Consider the following 22,439-nt stretch of genomic DNA (forward strand, 5'->3'; position numbering starts at 1 on the left):
CATGTCCCGACTGCTCCTGCGTCTCGCCGCCCTCACCGTCCTCGGAGTCTCACTATCTGGGTGCCTGGCCATGGCCGCAGGCGCCGTGGTGGGCGGGGCGGTCGGGGTCGCTGGCGCGGCCGTCGGCGTGACGGCCAAGGGTGTGGGCATGGCCGCGGGCGCGGTGATCCCCGGCGGGGACGACGACGAGCATCGAAAGAGCGACCGGAAGCGCCGCGGCGACGACTAGGCTACCGCCATCGCGCAGCTCTCGCCGATGGTCGGGCGCGAAACCACGATCTTCGAAAGACCAGGGAAGCTCGGCTTCAGACGCTCGGCGAAATAGAGGCAGAGGTGTTCGAGGGTGGGGCGCTCGAGGCCCGGCTTCTCGTTGAGCACGCCGTGGTCCAGCTCGCCCGCCACCGCCCTCAACGCCGCATCCAGGTCGGCCAGGTCGGCCACCCAGCCCACGGGTTCCTGGGTGGCGCCGCGCACCGTCGCCTCAACCTTGAAGGAATGGCCGTGCATGTTCGCATAGGGCCGGTGCTGCGGCCCCTCGGCGAAGTAGTGCGCCGCGTCGAAGGTCGCGGCCTTGGTGATCTCGAAAACAGGCTGGGTCATCAGGAGGTTCTGGAGCGTCCCACGTCACGGGATGCCGAGGTACTTGTGTGTTTGCACGCTTAAACGCCAGCGAGGGTGGGCGAGGCAATAGGCGATCGCCGCCTGCGTGTTCTCCAGTCGCGCCGGACCATCCATCGGCTGCAGCAGGAAACGCTCGAAATCCAGGTGCTCGAAGGCGGCCGGATCGACGCCGGCCTGGGGATAGACCAGCTTCAGTTCCTGACCCTGGACCTGCACCACCTTGGCCTGGGCCTTTGGGCTGACGCAGACCCAGTCGATCCCGTCCGGCGCGGCCAGGGTGCCGTTGGTCTCCACCGCGATGCGGAAGCCGCGCCCATGCAGGGCGTCGATCGCCGCCGCGTCCAGCTGCAGCAGCGGTTCGCCGCCGGTGCAGACCACCAGACGGTTGTCGGGCCCGGCGATCCAGGCGGCCTCGACGGCGTCGGCCAGCGCCACCGCATCGGGGAACCGTCCCCCGCCGGGGCCGTCCAGGCCCACAAAGTCGGTGTCGCAGAAGGTGCAGACCGCCTCGACCCGGTCCTGCTCGCGGCCGGACCACAGGTTGCAGCCGGCGAAGCGGCAGAACACCGCCGGCTGGCCCGCCTGGCCGCCCTCCCCCTGCAGGGTCAGGAAGATCTCCTTGACGGCGTAGCTCATGGGGCGAGCTCCGGACGCCCGGCGGCCACCCATTCGGCCCAGCCCCGGGCGCGCAGATCGCAGGCGGGGCAGTCGCCGCAGCCATGCCCCCAGGCGTGACGCTCCCCGCGGGTTCCGCGATAGCAGGTGTGGCTGTCCTCCAGAATCAGCTCGACCAGGGCCTCCCCGCCCAGGGCCTTGGCCAGACTCCAGGTTTCGGCCTTGGTCAGGGCCATCAGGGGGGTCTCGACCACGAAGTCCTGGGCCATGCCCAGATTCAAGGCGCCTTCCAGGGCGTCCAGGGTGTCACGCCGACAGTCCGGGTAACCGGAGAAGTCCGTCTCGCACATCCCGCCCACAAGAAACTTCAATCCGCGCCGATCGGCCAGCGCCGCCGCATAGGTCAGGAACACCAGGTTTCGCCCGGGCACGAAGGTGTTTGGCAGCCCCTTCTCGGTGACCTCGAAGGCGCGCTCCTCCGTCATCGCCGTCTCACCGACGGCGCCGAAACCGCGCAGGTCGAGGACATGGTCGTCGCCCAGCCGATGGGCCCATTGCGGGAACCGCGCGGCGATCTCGCGGCGAACGACCTGGCGCTGCCGCATCTCCACGCCATGCCGCTGGCCGTAATCGAAGCCGACGGTCTCCACATGGCCGTGGCGCGCCAGGGCCCAGGCCAGGCAGACGCTGGAGTCCTGCCCGCCGGAAAACAGCACCAGGGCGCGGCTCGGATCGGAGATCTGTGGCGAAGGTCGGCTCATCGGCCCCATATGCGCGCGCCGGGCTCAAACCGGAAGCCCGGCGCGACGAGACTTCGCAGGCTGAGCATACCGGGTGCTTGAAAAAAGTCCGGCCCGCAAATCTTCGCACGTGCAGCACGATTATTCGCAAGTGCGAAATAAGTGTTCGCGGTCCAAAAAACCCCAAACCTGACGCCGCGTAACAGTCTTCGGAGCCTTGGTATTTACGCCACAGACCTGTGGAAGTTTCGACCTGAACGCCGTTCACTTATCACCGTCATGTTGACAGACTCCCTGGCAAAGCGGGAGCTTGCGACGTTGGGGGAAAGGCCGCCTGCCCCTGATCGATATCTTGAGCGGCGATGCTGACGGACCGGGCCGGCTTGTAGAGAGCCCGGCCGTCATGGGAGGAGCCTGGAATGTCCAATACTCTGCACTTGCGGAGCCTGCTGATCGTGGGCGCGTCGGCCGTAGCGCTGAGCACGATCGCGTCTCCGGCGTGGTCCCAGAATGTCATCCAAGAACTGGTCGTCACCGCCCAGAAACGCGAGGAAGCCCTCCAGGACGTCCCGATCGCCGTGTCGGCCTTCAACCAGGATGCGCTTGAGAAAGCCAAGATCGACGGCGGCCCGAACCTGGTGCTGGCCGTCCCGAATGTGAACTTCTCCAAGGGGAATTTCACCGGCTACAACTTCCAGATCCGCGGCATCGGCTCCAAGCTGGTGGCGGGCTCCGGCGACGCCGGCACCGGCATCCACCTCAACAACGCCCCTCTGATCGCCAACAACCTGTTCGAGACCGAGTTCTACGATGTGGAACGGGTCGAGGTCCTGCGCGGACCGCAGGGCACCCTATACGGACGCAACGCCACCGGCGGCGTGGTCAACATGATCACCGCCAAGCCGATCGACGAATTCGAGGCCATGGTCCGCGGCGAGATCGGCAACTATTCCAGCCGCAAGCTGCGCGGGATGGTCAACGTGCCGCTCGGCGACACCTTCGCCCTGCGTCTGGCCGGCTCCTACCTGAAGCGCGACGGCTACGGGAAAAACCTGGTCACCGGCAACGACGCCGACGATCGCGACCTGTACGGCATGCGGGCCACCCTGGCCTTCAGCCCCACCGACGAATTCCGCGCCTACTTCATGTGGGACCACTTCAACGAAGAGGATAACCGCTCGCGGATCGGCAAGCAGTTCTGCACAAAGGACAATGGCCCGGCCAATGTCGGCGGCGTTGGCTACTCGGCAGCGGCTGGCGGCCTGGTCGGCCAGATCCAGCGCGGCTTCTTCACCCAGGGCTGCCAGGCGACCTCGCTCTACTCGGCGGGCGTGCTCGGCACGGTCAACTCCCAGGCCACGCTCGGCGGCCTGTTCGGGGCGCTGGGCGGGTTCCAGACCGGCGACGCCTACGCCGGCAAGATGCAGACGACGGACGTGCGGGACATCGAGTCGACCTTCGATCCGATCTACAATTCCAAGACCGACATCTACATGTTCAATGTCGACTGGGACCTGACCGAAGACTTGAAGCTGACCTGGTTGGCCGCGCTCACCAAGTACGACCTCTTTACGCGGCAGGACTACAACCGCTACGTCCCCAGCACGAACTTCAACAGCTCGCCCAATCCAGTCAACGCCCTGGCGGGAGTCCCCGGCTATGCGGGCCTCTATGCCGGTCTGTTCCCCGGCGGCGTCGTCAACGATCCGCAGAACGGCGCCTACAACCGCTTCACCACCAGCGACATCTCCTCGGCCAACACCGAGCAGTGGAGCCAGGAGGTCCGGCTGCAGTCGGCCTTCGACGGTCCGTTCAACTTCAACGTCGGCGCGATCATGGTCCGGTTCCAGGCGACCGGCGACTACTTCGTGATGTTCAACACCGGGACCGCCTGGTACCAGGCGAACAACCTGCTCACGACCGGCAATCCAAACTGCAACACGGCGGCGCCCTGCGTCGGGGTCGACCCGAACCAGGACCCCAACCGCAGCGGCCACAACTACTACGACGCCTATGGCCCCTATGACCTGCGCTCGCACGCCTTCTTCGGCGAACTCTATTATGAGCTGAGCGACACCCTGAAGCTGACCGGCGGCCTGCGCTACACGGTCGACGACAAGGAGGTGGAGAACCACCAGGTCACCCTGGGCACGCCCGGGACCGGCATCGGCGGCCCGCTACCCGGCACCCCGGCGATCCTGAAGACCAAGTTCAAGGAAACCACGGGCCGTGTTGGCTTCGACTGGAAGCCGGACCTCGGCTTCACGGATGAGACCCTGATCTACGGCTTCTTCTCGCGCGGCTATAAGGCCGGGGGCCTCAATTCCCCCTGCAGCGGCGGCGCCGGGGTGATCTGCGGACCGGCGTCGTTCGAACCGGAGTTCATCAAGTCGATCGAATTCGGGGCCAAGAACACCCTGCTCGACGGCACGATGACGGCGAACCTCACTGTCTTCACCTACGACTATGAAGGCTATCAGGTCTCCAAGATCGTCAACCGCGCCTCCACCAACGAAAACATCGACGCCAAGGTCAAGGGCGCGGAGTTCGAGTCGGTCTGGCAACCGCTGGACGGCCTGCGCCTCAACGCGGCCATCGGCTACCTGGACACCGAGATCCAGGGCGGCGTGTCGATCGACACCTTCAACCGCACCCAGAGCAATCCAAACCTGGTGGTGGTGAAGTCGAGCGCGGCTTCCAACTGCGTGGTGAGCCTGGCCTCGGCCCAGACGGCCCTGACCATCTCCAACACGGTCGGCAACCCGTTCGCCCTGCTGAGCGTCTGCACCCCGGCCTCCACGGCCGGCGCGGGCACCAACATCGGCAGCGGCGCCATCGCCGTCGGCACCAACGCCTTCGGCGGCCTGGTCAGCGACGGGGTCCCGGTCGGTCTGGAAGGCAAGGAACTGCCGAACGCCCCGCACTGGACCATCTCGCTGGGCGCGCAATACGATTGGGACTTCGGCGACGGCTGGAACGTCACCGTGCGCGGCGACTACTACAAGCAGACCGAGACCTTCGCCCGGATCTACAACAGCGAACCGGACCGCATCAACAACTGGCACAACGTCAACCTGACGCTGACCGTCGCCAACCGCGAGAAGGGTTGGGAAATCGGCGCCTATGTGAAGAACGCCACCGACGAAGAGGCGATCACCGACTTCTACCTGACCGATGACTCCTCGGGCCTGTTCCGGAACGCCTTCTACACCGAGCCGCGCACCTACGGCATCTCGCTGCAGAAGCGCTTCTGATCACCAGACTATCCTAGCCGAACAACCTTGGCCGCCGCCCCTCGGGGCGGCGGCCTTTTCTTTTGTTCGTGATGTCGTCTCGCGTTGGTCGCCGAACGCTGATTCATAGACTCGGTATGGAAACCTCGACATTCAGGCCGATTTCGAGGCCGGCGTTTCCGTTTGATTCACGAATTCATCAAAGAACACCGGTCGTTTTTGTGCATGCTATTCGAAAACGCGGTATTTCCGCCACAGGCTGACAAAACGTCCGTCCAAACGCGGTAAGTGATCAGCCTTTACATTGACGCCGCAGAGCACCGGACAGAGGTTCCGCGGCCCGGCGCCTCCCCGCGCCGGACTTCACTGCATGCGCATCACGCGGGCGGCTACGCGGACGATTCCTCGTCCCCGCCGCCCTGGGAGGATACTGATGTCTTACAACGCTCCGCGTCTGCGGACCCTGCTCGCCATGAGCGCGTCCGTCATGACGCTGTCGGCGGTCGCGGTCCCCGCCTTCGCCCAAGACGCCGCCCCGGCCGACGACGCTTTCGAGATCGAGGAACTGGTGATCACCGCCGAAAAGCGGGAACAGGCTCTGCAGGACGTGCCCGTCGCCGTATCGGCCTACACCTCCGAACAGCGCGACATCGCCGGCATCACCGGCATCCAGGACTTCGTGAATTTCACGCCGGGCATGAACTATTCCGGCACCGACCGCGTCTCGCTGCGCGGCGCGGGCCGCAACACCTTCTATGTCGGCAACGACCCGGGCGTGGCCTCCTACACCGACGGCTTCTATTCGGCTTCGTCCTCGGAGCTGTTCAAGACCCCGCTGTTCATCGAACGCACCGAGATCCTGCGCGGCCCGCAGGGAACCCTGTACGGCCGCAACGCCATCGGCGGCGCGATCAACATGGTCTCCAAGCGCCCGGCCGACGAGTTCGGCGGCGAGATCCGCCTCGGCGTCGGCAACTATGAACGCACCAAGATCGAAGGCGTGCTCTCGATCCCGGTGGCCGAGAACCTGCGCTTCAAGATCGGCGGCAGCCAGGACTGGCAGCGCGAAGGCTTCATCGAGAACATCGGTTCGGCCAACGACGCGGCCAAGATCAAGCGCACCTATTTCGAAGTGCAGATGGAAGCCGAGCTGGGCGAAGATGTGGACGTGTTCGTCCGCTACAACCGCTCCAACTGGGATGACAGCATGGGTGTGGGCGACCGCCTCAACAACCTGATCACCCCCTACGACACCACCAACCCGTTCGGCCCCATCGGCCAGCTGATGCCGAACCCGCAATTCGGCTACACGACCGCCAATCCCGGCGTGACCGACCCGTACAAGCAGAACACCAACACCGACGGCTACGGCCAGCTTCGCGGCAACCACGTCCTGATCGCAAACGTCACCTATGACCTCGGCTGGGCGGACCTGAAGTACATCGGCGGCTTCCAGCAGTACAACTACCAGACCGGCGGCGACAACGACTTCACCAGCCGCACCACGGCCATCGCCATCCCCGGCATGGCGGTGCCGTACTTCCCGACCCTGACCACCGATTTCGACGAAAACAAGCGGTACTACTCGAACGAGGTCAACTTGACCTCGAACTCGGACGGTCCCCTGAGCTGGATCCTCGGCCTCTACCAGTACCACGAGGAATACAAGCAGCGCATCCAGCTGCGGAACCCGAACCAGACGCAGCTCTCGCAGCCCCTGACCCTGCTCGGGACCCTTGCGGCCCCGAACCCGCTGCGCAACTACGCCGACACCCAGGCGGCCCTAACCTCCAAGGCCTGGGCGGTGTTCGGCCAGACGACCTACCGGTTCAACGACCAGTGGGCCATCACCGGCGGTCTGCGCTACACCAAGGACGAGAAGGACGGCTTCGAAAGCCAGCGCCTGATCATCCTGTCGCCGGGCATCGCCGGCGGTGCGGCGTCGTTCGACGTCTCCACCGACACCAACCCGGCGCTTCCGGGCGTGCAGAACTCGCGCACCCTGTCCGACAGCTGGGACGCCGTCACCGGCGTGGTGAACCTGGACTGGACGCCGGACGACGACACCCTGGTCTACGCCAAGTACAGCCGCGGCTATAAGTCGGGCGGGTTCCTGCTCGGCACCCTGTCGTCGCAGCCCAAGGCCGACCAGGAGCAGGTCGACGCCTACGAACTCGGCATGAAGAAGACCTTCGGCGGTCGCCTGATCCTCAACGCCTCGGCCTTCTTCAACGACTACAAGGACCTGCAGCTCAACCTGTCGCAGCTCAACGCGGCGGGCACGGCGGCGGCCAACAACTTCGTCAATGTCGACGCCGAGGCCTACGGGCTGGAGCTGGAAGCTATCTGGCAGCCCATCAAGGCCCTGCAGATGTCGGCCAGCTACGGCTATCTGAACACCGAGATCACCCGCGGCTGCTGCTTCTATGATCCGGCGGATCCGGGCGCCCTCGACCCGGCGGCCACCCCCAGCGGCGGCTCGGCGCTCAGCAATGGCACCCGCCTGGTGTTCCAGACCCTGAAGGGCTCGAACCTCTATCAGTCGCCCGAGAACAAGTTCGCGTTCAACGGCAACTACACCTTCGACTTCACCCCGGGCTCGCTGATCCTCTCGGCCACCTACACCTGGACCGACGAGACCATCTACCAGCCGTTCAAGAGCCGCGACCTGAAGGTGCCGTCCTACGGCGTCACCGACTTCCGGGTGCTCTGGAACGACGCCGAGGACCGCTACACCCTGATCGGCTTCGTCAAGAACGCCTTCGACGAAGAGGGCTACAACTCGACCAGCTCGACCAACCCGACGGCGATCTTCGGCATGCCGAACCCCGGTTCGGCCGCCGCGGGCACGCTGCGCCAGACGGGCACCGCGATCGCGCGCGGCCTGATCCAGCCCCGGACCTACGGCCTGGAGCTGCAGTACCGCTTCTAAGACGGGCTGAAACCACACGACGCGAAGGGCGGCGGGAGCGATCCCGCCGCCCTTTTCGCAGGTCGGTCGCGTATCGATGCGACGCTGACGCACAGGCGGAATTTAACGTCTCCGCAAGCGCTTACGTCCATCCTGAGCACAAGTGCTTCCCCGGGACGCCCCCCATTCATGTCCTTGCCTGAGTTTTTCTTCGAGCGTGTCACCAGCGAAATCCATCAACAGATGGAGGGCGTGCTGGCGCTTGCCGAGCGGCTGTCGCGCCAGCCGATGGGCGCCGACGCCCAGGCCTGCGTGGCCGGCGTGGCCGAGGCCGCGCGAACCGTGCGCCAGATACTTGCCTCATCGACCGACCTGAAGACCGCCGCCACCAATGGCCTGACCTTCACCCTCGAACCCAAGCGCCTGGCTGATCTCGCCGACGACATTCAGGGCCGCTGGCAGGATCGCGCGCTCGCCGGCGGTGTCACCCTTCTTTTCTCGTATGACGGCGATCCCGACACGGTCGTGCTGATCGACGCCGAGCGCATAGGCCAGGTTTTCGACGCCTTCATCGCCCAGGCCCTGGCCGGGGTGCGGCGCGGGGCGGTGGAAGCCACCCTGCGCGCGGTCGCCGATGGCGATCAGGTGCGGCTGGAAGGCAGCGTCCGCGGCGGGTCGGAACGCGTGCTCGGCGATCGCGCCCTGGACATCCGCGAGATCGAGGCCCTGTTCGGACTGGAGACCGCGCTTGGAGTCGCGCTCGGCCGAAGCATCGTCACGGCCATGCAGGGCGATGTGCGGGTCGAGTCCAATGTGGGGGCCGGCGAGACGCTCACCTTCCACATCGTCGCCCAGCGCGCGCCCGATGAGGTCGTCGCGCCCGAGACCCTGGTCCAGCACGACCGCGCCGCCCACATCCTGGTGGTCGACGACAACGCCACCAACCGCATGGTCGCCGAGACCCTCTGCGAGATGTTCGACTGCACCTCGGAGTCGGCCGTCGACGGGGTGGAGGCGGTTGAAGCCGCCCGCACCGGCCGCTTCGACCTGATCCTGATGGACATCAAGATGCCCCGTATGGATGGCGTCTCGGCGACCCGCGAGATTCGCGGCTTCCCGGGACCCGCCGGCCGGGTGCCGATTATCGCGCTCACCGCAAACGCCGATCCGGAGGACGCCGCCGGTTACCTCAAGGCCGGCATGAACGGCGTGGTCGAAAAGCCCATGAAGCCCGAGAACCTGCTGCGCGCCCTGCAGGAAAACCTGGGCGGCGGCGCGGCCGTCGCGGCCTAGGGCCAAGCTTTCCGCATGAAGGACTAGGCGGGGACCTGCGGTTGAGCCATCGTCCGCCAACGCTGGGAGCCGCTGGCCGATGCCATCCTTCTACGACCGCCACATCCTGCCCCGCCTGCTGACCTGCGCCTGCGCCTCGTCGCCGATCATGAGGCAGCGCGCCAAGATCGTGCCCCTGGCCTCGGGTCGGGTTCTGGAACTGGGGATCGGCATGGGCCTGAACCTCCCGCTCTACGACGCCGACAAGGTCGAGAGCGTCACTGGGGTCGACCCAGCGGCCGAACTTCGCGCCCTGGCCCAGGCCGCGCCGCACGATCCGCGGCTGGCCGTGTCGGTGGTTGAGGGAACCGCCGAGGCCCTGCCCTTCCCGGACGCCAGCTTCGACTGCGTCGTCTGCACCTTCACCCTCTGCTCCGTCCAGTCGCCGGCCAGGGCGCTGGCCGAGGCGCGGCGGGTGCTGAAGCCTGGCGGCCGTTTCCTGTTCTGCGAGCATGGCCTGGCCCCCGACGCCGACGTGGCCAAGTGGCAACGCCGCGTCGAGCCGATCTGGAAGCGCCTGGCCGGCGGCTGCCACCTCACCCGACCGGTGGCCGCCGCCATAAAGGCGTCAGGACTTTCGATACAGAATCTGGAAACGTTTTATCTACCCAAGACGCCCAGGATCGCCGGGTGGAACGAGTGGGGCGTCGCGGTCGCCTGATGTATGAATTATCCTGTAATCCCAATGAGATGCACGTGCGCGATATCGCCGCAAGGGCAGAACTCGCATTGTTCGCCGAACGTGATCGCCGTATGAATCTGGTCGGCCGGGGGGCCGTGGAACGTGTAAATGTTGTTTGATTCCGAGACGTCCCGCGGCTGTGGCTGCACCGGCCCGTGCGGTCACTTCGTGGTCGAGGACGTCGCCCGTGATGCCGGCCAGCCGCAGGCCTATCTCAACGCCGACGAGCGTGGCTCCCTGGTCGGATCCAAGGAGAGCTACACCATCGCCGAAGCCGGCAACCAGCTCATTCGCGGCGACGCGGGCTGGGGCGGGGTGCTGGGGCAGGCCTTCACGGTCACCTACGGCTTCCGGGCCAACGCGCCATTTACGATGCCCGACGACACGGCCGGGTTCGAACGCTTCAACTCCGCCCAGATCGCCCAGGCCGAGATGGCCCTGGCCGGTTGGTCGGACGCCGGCAATATCTACTTCACCCGGGTGGGGTTCGGGTCGTTCGGCGAGACCGCCTATTCCGACCAGGCCACGATCCTGTTCGGCAACTATTCCAGCGGCGCGGATTCAGCCAGCGCCTTCGCCTACTATCCCGGCTCGACCAGCTATTCGTCGCGGGCCGGCGACGTCTGGGTGAACATCACCAAGGGCAGCAACGCCACGCCCGGCGTCGGCAACCATGGGGGCATGGTCCTGGCGCACGAGATCGGCCACGCCATCGGCCTGGCCCACCCGGCCGACTACGACTCCGACACCTCACCCAGCTACGCCGCCGACGCGATCTATTACGAAGACTCCCGCCAGTACACGGTGATGAGCTACTTCAGCGAGACCAACACCGGCGCCAGCTTCGGCGGCCGTTACGCCGCCGCGCCGCTGCTCGACGACATCTCGGCGATCCAGCAGGAGTACGGGGCCAATCTGTCCACCCGCACGGGCGACACCGTCTACGGCTTCAACTCCAACGCCGGGCGGGCGTGGTTCGAGGCCACCTCGGTCGCCTCGCGGGTCATCTTCGCGGTCTGGGACGCCGGCGGGAACGACACCTTCAACTTCTCCGGCTGGTCCAGCGCCCAGACCATCGACCTGCGGGCAGGCAACTTCTCCAATGTCGGCGGCCTGACCGGCAACGTCGCCATCTCGGCCAATGTGACCATCGAGAACGCCCTGGGCGGCGCCGCCGCCGACACCATCACTGGCAACACGGCCTACAACGTCCTGGAAGGCAACGGCGGGAACGACGTCATCTGGTCAGGCGCGGGCAATGACACCCTGCGCGGGGGCGACGGCCTGGACTTCCTCCGCGGCGAGGAAGGGGACGACCTGCTCTCTGGCGGCGCGGCCTTCGACGACATGCACGGCAATATGGGGAACGACACCGGCTACGGCGGCGACGGCGACGACTGGGTGGTCGGCGGCAAGGATCTCGACGTGCTCTACGGAGAGGCTGGCTCGGACGTCATCTACGGCAACATGGGCGACGATTCCTGCTACGGCGGCGACGGCAACGATCTGATCCGCGGCGGCCAGCACAACGACTACATCGAAGGCGGCGCGGGCGACGACTGGATCTCGGGCGACCGCGAGTCCGACACCATCTGGGGCGGTTCGGGCGCCGACACCTTCCACACCTGGCGCGACGCGGGTCTGGACCGCGTGATGGATTTCAACCGCTCCGAGGGCGACAGGGTGCTGGTGAGCGAGGGCTCGACCTACACGGTCGGCCAGGTAGGCGGCGATGTGGTGATCGACATGGGCGGCGGCGCCCAGATGATCCTGGTGGGCGTCCAGATGTCATCCCTGACCGCCGGCTGGATCGTGGCGACCTAGCCGGCCCCGCGGACCGTATTAGAGCTGGTTGTACTCGCCGCAGCGGCACTTCACGACCACGTCGGCGATGTCGGAGCGATCGCGGCTGGTCATCACCACTTCTTCGCAGGCGCCGCAGAGGAAGGCCGTTCCGGGCTCGCCCTCGCCGAAGATGTGCGGGGTCTCCAAGGCCGTGACCACCTCGCGCCGACCCACGAACAGGCTGGGGAAAACTCGCATGGACGTCATGATCATTGGAAACTGCCTCATTCTGACCCGTACCGGGCTACGCTACTGTGCAACTGCAAAACGCGTGTAGCCGAGTTTTGCTGCAGCGCAATGACGCTTTGTCGGAAAACGGTTTCGTGAGGACGCCGGCGCCTGAAAAACAGGCCGGATCGAAACTCGCGCACACGAGCGGACATGACGACGCCGCCGGCTGGAGACCGGCGGCGGGGTCGAGACTCTTGGCGGCTAGGCCAGGACGGCGACCTGTCGGCGGCGCGATGTCCTGAGCATGGCGCCGGCGGCGCCGAAGCCCATGATCATCATGCCCCAGGTGGACGGTTCCGGGACGGCCGAGAGCACCGGACCGTTGAACGAGACCTGGCGGATGTTGTCGAAGTTGGCGGCGGTGGTCACCAGGGTGTCCGGAGCGCCCTGCTTGCCCTTGATCGTCGTCAGGGCCTTCAGGTTGCGCAGCTCCATGCTCTGGATCACCTCGCCCGCGCCGGCGTGGACGTCGAACTTGTTGTTCGCCGCGAAGCCGGTGGTGAAGGTCTGGCTCGGCGCTCCGCCCACGAAGTTCAGAACCAGATCGAAGGTAAAGGTGGGCTTGGGGCCCGTGCCGACGAACGGGTCCAGCTTGAAGCCGATATCGGTGAAGCCGACGATGGGAGCGTCCGGATCGATGACCAGCCAGGAGAAGGGCCCGGTGACCGTCGCGTAGCCGTTGCCGTTCCCGCCCGGATTGAGGACGCTGCCCGACGTGTAGAACACATCGTAGTCGCCGGGTTGGGTGGTCAGGGTGACGCTCGTGCCAGTGGGCGCCGCGTCGTTGTGGACCTGATAATAGTAGTCCGGACCGCCGGCGCCGAGCACCAGCGTGGCGGCGGAAGCCTGCGCGCCGGTGAGACAGATGGCGGCGAAGGCCGCGGCCGCAAAGAAGGTCTTCATCTTGCTATCCCCGTCATGGCCGCCGGGCGGACCGAATTGGCACAGGCCCGAACATCCGCGGACCCGTTGACGGAACAGCTGCAAGAGCGGCGCCGGAAACCCGGGCCGTCGATAGGAGATCACCGAGGTGGGGGGGAGAGCGGGCCGATCCGCGATTGAGGACGCAGACCAGCCCGCTCATTTAGGGGCTTACTTGCGCCTTCATGGAGGTGAAAGACGACGCTCAACAGATATCACAGCCATCCCGCGGTCCAATTAGGGACTGGGCGTTCGCACCTTAATAGAGAGGGTATTTCCTCAGGCTCGGCTTAACATCGCCTAATAATCACCGGCCCGGCGTCAAGATGTCGCGGCCCAGCGGGTCAGGCCGGCTTGGCCGAATCAGGCCGTAGCCTATCCCTCGGTTCGCTCAGGGTAGAAGAACTCCACCGGTCGATTGAGGCCCTGGGACAGGCGCCAGACCAGGGCGGCCTGGATGACGGCGCGGCCCGCCTCGTAGCGCTCGACCTGTTCCACCGCGATCCCACAGAGCTCCGCCAGGGCTTTGGTGCTCAGCCCCAGCTCATGGCGCCGCTGGCGCACCCGCGCGCCGATATAGGCGTCCACGCTCGCCGTGGCTTCAGCGTCGATCTCGAGGAGGTCGACCTGCCGCCGCCACGCACGCGCGAACCCGTCGAACGCCAACATGGTCGGGTAGTCCAAGGCCGCGTCGGCCTTCGCGGTGATCCTGTCGGCCAGCCGCCGACAGGCCCGGATGTCGAACTTCGTCATGCTACGCCCTATCGCACGGGATCAGGTCAGCGCCGACGATCAGCCGCCGAACCACGCCGTTCCGAATGTAACGCCGCAGTCGAGGGTTCTGGAATAAGAGAAAGTTAAGTCCAGGAATAGGATTGGGAATATTTCCCGCATGGGTCCGTAATTCCCCCGCCAGGCGAAATTCTATATTCATTGCAGCAATAAATACAATGAGAACACATCTCGTACTCTATGGAACGCCGGGCTAAATTTCGAACGTGTGCTATGCTTCTTTAACTTCCTCTTATTTTCTAAACTTGGCGTCAATGGTAATTACAAGGTCAATTGGCGCGGCCACGTTGCGTTTCGCCGAAGACCCGCAGGCAGTCATGGGTGCTCCTCTGCGCCAGTTCGCGTCGCCCGATATCCTGGAACGGACCGGATCGCCGCCCTCGGAGCGCGCGGCCAGGTCTCAGGTCCCAACCTCTTCCCGAAGTCCAGGCCGAGGCGCCAAGATCGTCGCGAACGCACGTGCGGAATTTTCAACATTACTGAGCAGGGTGTTAGTCTGGCTTGGCTTCGTCTCGCCGCTGTTCCTTGGTGACCGCGATCGTGTCGGGCGCCGCCAGGGGGGCGCGGCGGACGGGGGCCGGGGGGAGTGGCTGATGGCTGACATGTTGCGCGGAGGTCCGCCGCCGACGGCGCACGATTCACCGCCGAGCGATCTGGAGGCGATGGGCAACATCTTCGCCCTGCTGCGGACGCTGGCCTTCGCAGCGGCGATCACCCTCGGCCTCTCCCAGAGCCCCCAGCTCGGCAATCTGGTCACCGCCTTCCTGGCGATGACCCTGATCGTGGCCGTCGTGTTCGGCCTGACCTCGGGCCTGCTGGCGGCCGTGGCGGGGCTCGCCGCCCTGCACCTCCTCCGCGGCCTGGCGTTTCCGCCGACCGGCCTGAGTTCCGACGACGGATTTCTGCTGGCCCTGTTCGGCGCCAGCGTCGTCACCACCGGCGTCTATTCGGACGTGGTGCGGCGGCGCAACCGGCAGGCGCGGTCGCTGCTCGAGGCCGGGCGGCCACTGTCGCCCCATGCGTCCGGACCCGCCCTGGGGGACTTCTTCCGGGTCGCCAGACACAGGGGGCTGAACGCCGGCCGCTTGTCGGCGGCCGAAGAGGCCCAGCGAGCGTTCGCCGCCTTCTGCATCGTGGGCCTCGGCCTGGTGGGGAGTCTGGTGGCCGGATACCTGCTGGGGCCGTTCGCCGCCATGCTTTCTGTTCTGGTCGCGGTGGTGATTGTCGGGGGCGGGTTCGGCGCCCGGTTCGGGCTCGCCGCGGGCATATTCGCCATGCTGATCCTGAACGGCCTCCCCGGCGGAGCCGAGCACACGCCCATGCTCAAGCCCCTGGAAGCCGGGTTCAGCATGGTGATGTTCGCCGCCCTGGGGTGGTCGGTCGGCGTGCTCGCCGATCGGCTTCAGCAGGAGCAGGGCGCCTTGGAGACCCTGGTCACCGCCGGTCGGGACCTTTCGGCCAGCACCGACGAGGTGGCCATCCGACAGGTGCTGTTCGACAGCCTGGTCAGGATCGCGCCGAGAGGCGGCGTCGTGCAGGTCCGCGACGAGGCGGGGACGATCAGCCATACGACGCCGGGGGCTGAAGCCCTGTCGGACGGACAACGGCCGGACTCGGCCGAGGGCTGGAACGTGAAGCGGCTGGCCGCCGACGGCCGCGACGTGGGGGTGGTCGTCTGGCGTATCCCGGGCGCCGCGGCGATGGTGCGGGCCGCCAACGAGATCGTGGTGTCGCTGATCGATCTGGGCGCGTCCGCCATCGTCCGCTCCCGCCTCGGCCTCGAAAAGGCCGATGTCGAGTTCGTCGCCCGGACGGAGCAATTGCGGACCATCCTGCTCGACGCTGTTTCCCACCACTTCCGCTCACCCCTGGCCGGGATCATGGGCTCGGTCACCAGCATCCTGAACCTCCCCGAGCAGCACGACCGCGGCGTGCGCCGCGAGCTGCTGCTCATCATCAAGGAGCAGGCGAACCGGCTGGACCGCTACGTCGACAACTTCCTGAGCGTGGCGCGGCTGGAGTCCGGCTCGATCGACGTGAACCTCACGGACATCAGCCTCGAGCCGCTGATCTACGACGTGTGGGAAACCTTCGGAGAGGCTGGCGGGGCCCGACGGTTCCTGCACGTCAAGATCGACTCAGACCTGGTCCGCGCCGATTCCAGCCTCCTGGGGCAGGTGTTCGGGAACGTCCTGGAGAACGCGATCAAGTTCAGTCCCGAGGGCTCGGTGGTCGACGTGCGCAGCCGCAAGGCCGGCTCCCACCTGGTGGTGGAGGTCTCCGACCAGGGCCCCGGCGTCGAGCAGGAATATCAGGATCGTATCTTCGACCGCTTCTTCCGCAGCCGCCGGGCCAAGGCGCCCGGTCTCGGCCTCGGTCTCTACATCACGCGTAGTCTCGTCGAAATCATGGGCGGCTCAGTGCAGGCCCGAAACCGTCCCAATGGTGAAACCGGCCTGGTGATGTCCATCACCCTGCCGCTTGCAGAGGCCTTGAAATGAGTAGCGACGCGAAAATCCTGATCGTCGAGGACGAGGAGCAGCTGCTGCGCATGCTGCGCTCCACCCTGATCCAGGCCGGATACGCGGTGACGACGGCCAAGACCGGCGCGGAGGCTCTCGAACAACTGGTTCTCGAAGAGTTCGGCGTGGTGCTCCTGGACCTCGGCCTGCCCGATATCGACGGGAAGGAAGTCATCAGCCAGGCCCGGGCGATCTCCAAGGCGCCCATTCTCGTCATATCGGCGCGCGGTTCGGAGCGGGAGAAGATCGCCGCCCTGGACCTCGGCGCGAGTGACTATGTGCCCAAACCGTTCGACGTCGGCGAGCTCTTGGCCCGCATCCGCGTGGCCCTGCGTCCGCCCCGGCGGTGCGCCGCGAGCGAGTCCGGCGTGTCCAAGAAGGGCCTCCAGATCGACATGGCCACCCGCCGCGCCATCGTTGATGGCGAGTACGTCCGGCTGTCGCGCAAGGAGGCCGAGCTGCTGCAGCTGCTGGCCGACGCCAAGGGCGAGATCGTCTCGCATGACCAGATCATCGAGGCGATCTGGGGACGCGCCGGCGATGCGGACTTCATGAATGTGCGCGTCCTGGCGTGGCAGGTTCGCCGCAAGATCGAGCCGGACGCCGCCGCGCCGCGCTTCCTGCTCGCCGAGTCCGGCCTGGGTTACCGTCTCAACATGACCTGACGATCCGCGATCAGAAGATCCCCGGGATCAGCCGGAAGCGGACCCGCTCCGCATAGGCCTGGTATTCCGGGTCCGTGAGCAGCCAGCGCTCTTCGCGGAACAGCCGGGCGACCTGCACGCTCCACGCGACCAGGTAGAGGCCCAGATTGTAGAGGCTGGGATTGGTCAGCAGGAAGCCGACCTGGACGATGATGTAGCCCGTGTACATCGGGTGGCGGACGACGGAATAGGCCCAGGCGGCCTGTATGCCGCGATTGGCGGGCGCCAGGCCGAACCGCCGGTTCAGGCTGAGCTTCGCTGCGATGGTGACCAAGACCCCGACCGCCATCAGCGAAGCCCCGACAAACTCCGGCACCAGCGGCCCGGGGGCCGGGCGGACCATCAGGGGCAGCATGGCGCCGCCCAGGGCCAGGGCCCAGTCGAGCGGCGCCGTGCTGGCGCTGATCGCCTGCCGCCGGATCAGGATGAAGAAGACCGACATGCCTTCCGTCGTGAGCAGAAGGAAATTCGCCGGCGCGCCTGAGCGAATGGTTGCATTCGCCAAGGCTGCGAACAGCAAGACCAAGATCAGTCGTTCGGATAAATCAAGTATACGCCCCATAGTCGGAGCCTGCCATGAAACCGCCAAGACCGCTACTTTGCCGTCGAAGGTAGTGGGAACGGTGATCCTGAACAGGCCTCCGCTGTCTTGCCAATCGGCGCGCTCACATCCACAAGGCGGGATTGCCGGCCGCGCCCGGTGAGACGGATGGGGCGAGGCATGTTGGCTGACTGGCGCGAGAGCCCTCCCGATCGCTACCCCTTCCTGCGTCAGGCCGGCGACGGCGCGGCGCGATGGTGGCGCGTCCTCCAGGTGCTCGCCCTGGGCGGGCTGGCGGGCCTGCTCGCCGCCAGCCTGGTCATGCTGCTCGTTCTGGTGATCGCGGCGGGGCTGATGGCCGCGGGCGGCTTGGTCGGCGTGACCGAGGCCATCGGCGTCCTCACCGACTTCAGTCGCACCGGCCGCACGCTGCAGAGCTACATCTTCGAACTGGCCTTGGCCGGTCTGAGCTCCTTCACGGCCGCCTGGACCTTCATCGCCGTCGCCGCCCGTATCGAGCGGCGGCCGCGGCTGAGCTTCCTGACCGTCGCTCCGCGCTTCCGCTGGCGGCTGGTCAGCCTGGGACTCGCCGTCGCGACGCCGGTCCTGGGGGTGTCGGTGGTCATCGCCTATCTGACCGGTGACGCGTCCCAGGCCCCGGTCCTGACGCCCGGCGTCCCCGTATGGGCGCGCCTCGCCTATGTCGCGGCGTCAGCGATCTTCCTGTGCCTGGCGGCCCTGGCCGAGGAGATGCTGTTCCGCGGATGGCTGTTGCAGCAGACCTCGGTCTACGTCGGCAAGGTGGCGCTGCTGCTGGCCCTCAACGGGCTGCTGTTCTCGCTCGCCCACGCCGATCCCAACCTCGGATCGTTCCTGATCAGGGCCGCCATGGGCGCGGCCTGGGCCTGGGTGGTGCTGCGGACCGGCGGCCTCGAGTTCGCGCTCGGGGCGCACCTGGCCAACAACCTGATGATAAGCCTGTTCATCAAGCCGGTCAGCCTCGCGCCCATCGCCGCGCGGCCGCTCGACTATCTGGAGCTCGCCATCGAGGTGGTGGGCCTGGCCCTCATGGTCGGGGTGGTCGAATGGCTGGTCCGGACGCGCGCCATGGGCCGCGCCCCATCGAACGCTTAAGCATCAGGACAGGGCGTACAGGCCCAGCTTTGCGGTGAGCACCGGCAGGAGGAAGACGAACTCCGCGAGCGCGAGGCCGTAGAGCATCGCCAGGACCGGCCGCCCGCCGCGCAGGTTCAAGACGATGCCGGCGGTCAGGGGGCCGCTCACCGGCCCGAGCAGGAAGAATGGCGCAAGGCGCTTCATGCGGGACATGGGCGGTCTCCAGGATTGCGCCAGGCTCGGTTAACGCCCGCCGCGCCTCGTCGGTTTCATCAAAGGGGTGAACCGGGACGTCTGGCGCCGCCACGGTGGTCAAGCACGGCAAGGCGACTGGATCCAGGCAGCCTGGCGCCGCCCGTGAGTCTTGGCCAGTGATCGTTATTCCAAATTAAACCAATCTGCGCGGAGGTTGGTCCATGCTCCAGGCTGGCCCGCCCGCAGACCTCGCATCCCTCCGGGTGACGAACCTCGCCAAGACCTATGCCGGCGGCCAGGGGGTCACCGATGTCTCCTTCACGGTCGCGCGCGGCAGCATCGCCGGCTTCATCGGGGTCAACGGCGCAGGCAAGAGCACAACCCTCAAGGCGATCATGGGCCTGGTCGCCCACGACCGGGGCGGGATCGAGCTCTTCGGGCGTCCGGCGTCCTTCGAGGCCCGCAAGCGCCTGGGGTTCCTGCCCGAGGAGCGCGGCCTGGCCCCACGGGAACGCGCGCGCGACGCCATCGCCTTCCATGCGCGGCTTAAGGGCGTGCCGCGCAAGGCCGCCTACCTGCGTGCCGACGCCCTGCTGGAGCGCATCGGCCTGGCCGACCGCACCCGGGCGCGGGTCGGCGAATTGTCGAAGGGCAACGCCCAGAGGGTTCAGATTCTCTGCGCCATCGCCCACGAACCAGACCTGCTGATCCTGGACGAACCGTTCTCGGGCCTCGACCCGATCGCACAGGCCGAGGTGCAGTCGCTGTTCAGCGAATACCGCGCCAAGGGCGGCGCCATCCTGTTCTCGACCCACTCAATGGCCGTGGCCGAGCGCCTGTGCGATCAGGTGGTGATCCTGTCGGGCGGTCGCACGGTCTTCGAAGGCGCCGTGGCCGAGGCCACGACCCACGCCCCGCACGGGGTCTATGTCACCATCAATGACGACGCGGCCTTGCTGGAGATCGTCCGCGACCTGGGCGGCGAGGCCCAGGCTTTCCCCAGCAAGATGGGCGACGCCATGCGCTGGCGGGTGCTGCTGCCGCATAACGTCCCCTACCCCGCCCTCATGCGGGCCATGGCCGAGCGCGAACTGGCCGTCCACGGCTTCGAGCCGATCCAGGCCGATCTGGAAGGCGCCTTCTGGACCCTCGCCGGCTACCAGGCGGCCGCCTGATGCGCAGGCTCTGGCTCATCGCCCAGCGCGAGATCGCCGCCTATGCGTCCGTGCCGAGCTTCTGGGTCGCCCTGCTGCTTGGCCCCGCGCTCATGCTGGCGACCAGCCTGGTCGGCGCCGCAATGTCGGGCCAGAGCCGGAGCCCGGCGCCGCCCGCCCAGTCAGTGCTCCTTCGGGCGAACGACCCGGCGCTGCGCGCCACGGCCCTGGCGGCCATCGAAGACGCCAACGGCCTCGGCGGGCTGCGACTCGCCGTCCAGGCCGAGCGCGCCGCGACGCCGGCCGACACCATCATCGACATATCGGGCGCGCAGGTCGTCGTCCGTGGCCAGGCCCTGCCCGCCGTCGCCGCCGATGTGCTGCGGCGTGATCTCACCGCCACCCTGCAACAGCGCGCCCTGCGCGAGGCCGGGGTCTCCGACGCGGCCTTGGACGCCGCCGGGACCGTTCGGGTCGACGTGGCCTGGATCAAGCCCGCGGCCACCGCGCCCGGCTCGCGGGTTGGACCCCAGGTCGGCCGCTTCGCCATCGTCATGCTGCTGTGGATGAACCTCATCGGGGCGCTTGGCATGCTGCTGCAGGCCATCGTACGCGAGCGGTCGAACCGCGCCCTCGACAGCCTCCTCGCCTCCGCGCGCTCCAGCGAGATCATCTTCGGAAAGCTGCTGGGCGTGGGCGTGCTGTCCCTGTTTGTCCTGGCCGCCTGGCTTGGCGCGGGCGCCGCGGTCGCCGCCAGCCCGCTCGGCGGCCTGGGCGGCGGGCTACAGACGCTGTTGCTGGCGGCCTTCAGGAGCCCCGCGACCCTGGTCCAGGCTGGGGCCTTCTATCTCCTGGCCTTCGCCATGTACGGGTCGGCCATGATCGGCGTCGGCGCCGTGGCCAAGGACCTGCCCGCCGCGCAGAACCTCTCGCGGCCGATCTTCGGCCTGCTGCTGCTGGTCTTCTTCGTGGCCCTGACGCAGCTCTCCGGCGATCTCGCGCAGACCGCGTGGCTGGCCTGGGTTCCGCCGTTCACCCCCTTCGTCATCCTCATGGCGCCGCCAGGAACCCTGCCGTTGGCCCAGATCCTAGGCGGCTTCGTCCTGATGCTGCTGACCACCCTGGCCGTGGGCGCCGCGGCCGCCATGGCCCTGACCGAGGCCCCGCTGGAGCGGGCGCGCAAGGCGCTCGGCTTTCGGTCGGCCTAGACTTGAGGCGGCGAACCTAACCTTAAGAATTCAGTAGTATTAAAGCCTCTTCGCGCCGCGGAACCTGGCGCCAAGTCTGGGTGATCGACGTGACGGCAGATGTTCAGGGGCGAGCCTTGCGACTGACGCCTCGCTCTCGGGCGGGGAAGTTGCTGTCCCTGATCGTGCCGATGCACGACGAGGCGCCGGTGCTCGACCACCTGTTCAAGGCCCTGGACGCCGTCATCGCCGACCTGGGCGTTCACGCCGAAATCATCTGCGTCGACGACGGCAGCCGCGACGCCACGCTAGAACAGTTGAGGATCCGCGCCGCCGCCGACCCGCGCATCCGGGTGATCGCCCTGTCCCGCAACTTCGGCAAGGAGGCGGCGCTGACCGCCGGCGTCGACGTCGCGGGCGGCGACATGGTGGTCCCCCTCGACGCCGACCTGCAGGACCCGCCCTCGCTGATCGCGGAGTTCGTGGAGCTGTGGGAGCAGGGCTATGACGTGGTCTACGGCGTTCGGGCCGACCGCCGCAGCGACGACTGGCTGAAGCGCCTGACCGCGGGGTCGTTCTACCGCGTGTTCAACGCGATATCGGCCAGCCCCATCCCGCCCAGCACCGGCGATTTCCGGCTGATGGATCGCCAGGTCATCGAGGCCCTAAAGCAGCTGCCCGAACGCAACCGGTTCATGAAGGGGCTGTTCGCCTGGGTCGGCTTCCGGCAGGTGGGCGTGGCCTATGTCCGCCCCGAGCGCGTGGCCGGCCAGACCTCCTGGCGCTACTTCCAGCTCTGGCGGTTCGCCCTGGACGGCATCACCTCGTTCACCACCGCCCCGCTGCGGGTCTGGACGGCGGTGGGCCTCGCGGCCGCGGCGACGGCCCTGATCGCCGCCCTGGCGCTGATCGTCCGCGTGCTGGTGGTGGGCCGCGAAGTGCCGGGCTACGCCTCGCTGATGGTCGTGGTGCTGTTCGGCTTCGCCATCCAGATGATCGCCTTCGGCATCCTCGGCGAGTATGTCGGCCGACTCTATGAGGAGGTGAAGGGCCGCCCCCTCTATCTCGTGCGCGAACGCGTCGGGTTCGAGGCCTGA

19 protein-coding genes and 1 pseudogene are annotated in these 22,439 nt (G+C 66.9%); 12 read left to right on the forward strand and 8 right to left on the reverse strand.

Features of this window, described 5'->3' with window-relative positions; translation table 11 throughout:
• Position 1 precedes the first annotated feature (1 nt).
• Positions 2-229 (forward strand): hypothetical protein, encoded by a 228-nt coding sequence (locus M9M90_RS16450; protein WP_254834322.1) that lies wholly within the window; start codon positions 2-4, stop codon positions 227-229.
• On the opposite strand, the gene M9M90_RS16455 is transcribed toward M9M90_RS16450, so the two are convergent.
• The 3 genes from M9M90_RS16455 to queC are packed head-to-tail and all read right to left on the reverse strand — an operon-like array spanning position 226 to position 1,997.
• A complete protein-coding gene (locus M9M90_RS16455; RefSeq protein WP_254834323.1) occupies positions 226-600 on the reverse strand; it encodes a 6-carboxytetrahydropterin synthase in 375 nt (124 codons plus the stop codon). The two genes, M9M90_RS16450 and M9M90_RS16455, sit on opposite strands and share 4 nt — an antisense overlap.
• Positions 601-624: 24 nt before the next feature.
• Entirely contained in the window at positions 625-1,257 is a 633-nt protein-coding gene (queE, locus tag M9M90_RS16460; protein WP_254834324.1) for a 7-carboxy-7-deazaguanine synthase, read from the reverse strand.
• The gene (queC, locus tag M9M90_RS16465) at positions 1,254-1,997 is read right to left on the reverse strand and encodes a 7-cyano-7-deazaguanine synthase QueC (protein ID WP_254834325.1); all 744 of its coding nucleotides are present in this window, start codon (positions 1,995-1,997) and stop codon (positions 1,254-1,256) included. Before queC ends, queE begins: the two co-directional genes overlap by 4 nt.
• Before the next feature lie 398 nt (positions 1,998-2,395).
• Here queC and M9M90_RS16470 point away from each other — a divergent pair, with 398 nt between their 5' ends.
• The 5 genes from M9M90_RS16470 to M9M90_RS16490 all read left to right on the forward strand — a co-directional run bounded on the left by M9M90_RS16470 (position 2,396) and on the right by M9M90_RS16490 (position 11,958).
• Entirely contained in the window at positions 2,396-5,230 is a 2,835-nt protein-coding gene (locus M9M90_RS16470) for a TonB-dependent receptor (protein WP_254834326.1), read from the forward strand.
• A 412-nt stretch (positions 5,231-5,642) separates the two neighbouring features.
• A complete protein-coding gene (locus tag M9M90_RS16475) occupies positions 5,643-8,141 on the forward strand; it encodes a TonB-dependent receptor (RefSeq protein ID WP_254834327.1) in 2,499 nt (832 codons plus the stop codon).
• Positions 8,142-8,309: 168 nt separating this feature from the next.
• Complete coding sequence (locus M9M90_RS16480; RefSeq protein WP_254834328.1) at positions 8,310-9,413, forward strand: response regulator; 1,104 nt, start codon at positions 8,310-8,312, stop codon at positions 9,411-9,413.
• Positions 9,414-9,492: 79 nt separating this feature from the next.
• On the forward strand, positions 9,493-10,113 hold the full coding sequence (locus tag M9M90_RS16485; protein WP_254834329.1) for a class I SAM-dependent methyltransferase: 621 nt from the start codon (positions 9,493-9,495) through the stop codon (positions 10,111-10,113).
• Between the two features lie 129 nt (positions 10,114-10,242).
• On the forward strand, positions 10,243-11,958 hold the full coding sequence (locus tag M9M90_RS16490) for a M10 family metallopeptidase C-terminal domain-containing protein (RefSeq protein ID WP_305885122.1): 1,716 nt from the start codon (positions 10,243-10,245) through the stop codon (positions 11,956-11,958).
• 18 nt (positions 11,959-11,976) lie between these two features.
• Here M9M90_RS16490 and M9M90_RS16500 read toward each other — a convergent pair whose 3' ends face one another.
• From M9M90_RS16500 to M9M90_RS16510, 3 genes and pseudogenes are all read right to left on the reverse strand, one after another.
• Positions 11,977-12,192, reverse strand: coding sequence for a hypothetical protein (locus M9M90_RS16500; RefSeq protein ID WP_254834330.1), 216 nt, complete (start codon positions 12,190-12,192; stop codon positions 11,977-11,979).
• Positions 12,193-12,411: 219 nt separating this feature from the next.
• Positions 12,412-12,525 (reverse strand): annotated as a pseudogene (locus M9M90_RS21320) (PEPxxWA-CTERM sorting domain-containing protein); the annotation flags it as partial.
• A 981-nt stretch (positions 12,526-13,506) separates the two neighbouring features.
• Complete coding sequence (locus M9M90_RS16510) at positions 13,507-13,884, reverse strand: helix-turn-helix domain-containing protein (RefSeq protein WP_254834332.1); 378 nt, start codon at positions 13,882-13,884, stop codon at positions 13,507-13,509.
• Between the two features lie 632 nt (positions 13,885-14,516).
• Between M9M90_RS16510 and M9M90_RS16515 the strand changes: the two genes are divergently transcribed.
• Positions 14,517-16,424 carry an ATP-binding protein gene (locus tag M9M90_RS16515; RefSeq protein WP_254834333.1) on the forward strand — a complete coding sequence of 636 codons (1,908 nt, stop codon included), beginning with the start codon at positions 14,517-14,519 and terminating at the stop codon, positions 16,422-16,424.
• A complete protein-coding gene (locus M9M90_RS16520) occupies positions 16,421-17,110 on the forward strand; it encodes a response regulator transcription factor (RefSeq protein WP_254834334.1) in 690 nt (229 codons plus the stop codon). Before M9M90_RS16515 ends, M9M90_RS16520 begins: the two co-directional genes overlap by 4 nt.
• 10 nt (positions 17,111-17,120) lie before the next feature.
• Here the strand turns inward: M9M90_RS16520 and M9M90_RS16525 are convergent, their stop codons facing one another.
• The gene (locus M9M90_RS16525; RefSeq protein WP_254834335.1) at positions 17,121-17,591 is read right to left on the reverse strand and encodes an isoprenylcysteine carboxylmethyltransferase family protein; all 471 of its coding nucleotides are present in this window, start codon (positions 17,589-17,591) and stop codon (positions 17,121-17,123) included.
• 279 nt (positions 17,592-17,870) lie between these two features.
• Here M9M90_RS16525 and M9M90_RS16530 point away from each other — a divergent pair, with 279 nt between their 5' ends.
• On the forward strand, positions 17,871-18,824 hold the full coding sequence (locus M9M90_RS16530; protein WP_254834336.1) for a CPBP family intramembrane glutamic endopeptidase: 954 nt from the start codon (positions 17,871-17,873) through the stop codon (positions 18,822-18,824).
• Between the two features lie 3 nt (positions 18,825-18,827).
• On the opposite strand, the gene M9M90_RS16535 is transcribed toward M9M90_RS16530, so the two are convergent.
• Positions 18,828-19,019 (reverse strand): hypothetical protein, encoded by a 192-nt coding sequence (locus M9M90_RS16535; RefSeq protein ID WP_254834337.1) that lies wholly within the window; start codon positions 19,017-19,019, stop codon positions 18,828-18,830.
• 203 nt (positions 19,020-19,222) lie between these two features.
• Here M9M90_RS16535 and M9M90_RS16540 point away from each other — a divergent pair, with 203 nt between their 5' ends.
• The 3 genes from M9M90_RS16540 (at position 19,223) to M9M90_RS16550 (ending at position 22,439) form a co-directional block, all read left to right on the forward strand.
• The gene (locus tag M9M90_RS16540) at positions 19,223-20,176 is read left to right on the forward strand and encodes an ABC transporter ATP-binding protein (protein ID WP_254834338.1); all 954 of its coding nucleotides are present in this window, start codon (positions 19,223-19,225) and stop codon (positions 20,174-20,176) included.
• Complete coding sequence (locus M9M90_RS16545; protein WP_254834339.1) at positions 20,176-21,363, forward strand: ABC transporter permease; 1,188 nt, start codon at positions 20,176-20,178, stop codon at positions 21,361-21,363. The genes M9M90_RS16540 and M9M90_RS16545 overlap by 1 nt, the downstream gene beginning before the upstream one ends.
• Before the next feature lie 149 nt (positions 21,364-21,512).
• Complete coding sequence (locus M9M90_RS16550; protein WP_256549211.1) at positions 21,513-22,439, forward strand: glycosyltransferase family 2 protein; 927 nt, start codon at positions 21,513-21,515, stop codon at positions 22,437-22,439.

Origin of the sequence: Phenylobacterium sp. LH3H17 (assembly GCF_024298925.1) — a bacterium.
Lineage (GTDB): Bacteria > Pseudomonadota > Alphaproteobacteria > Caulobacterales > Caulobacteraceae > Phenylobacterium.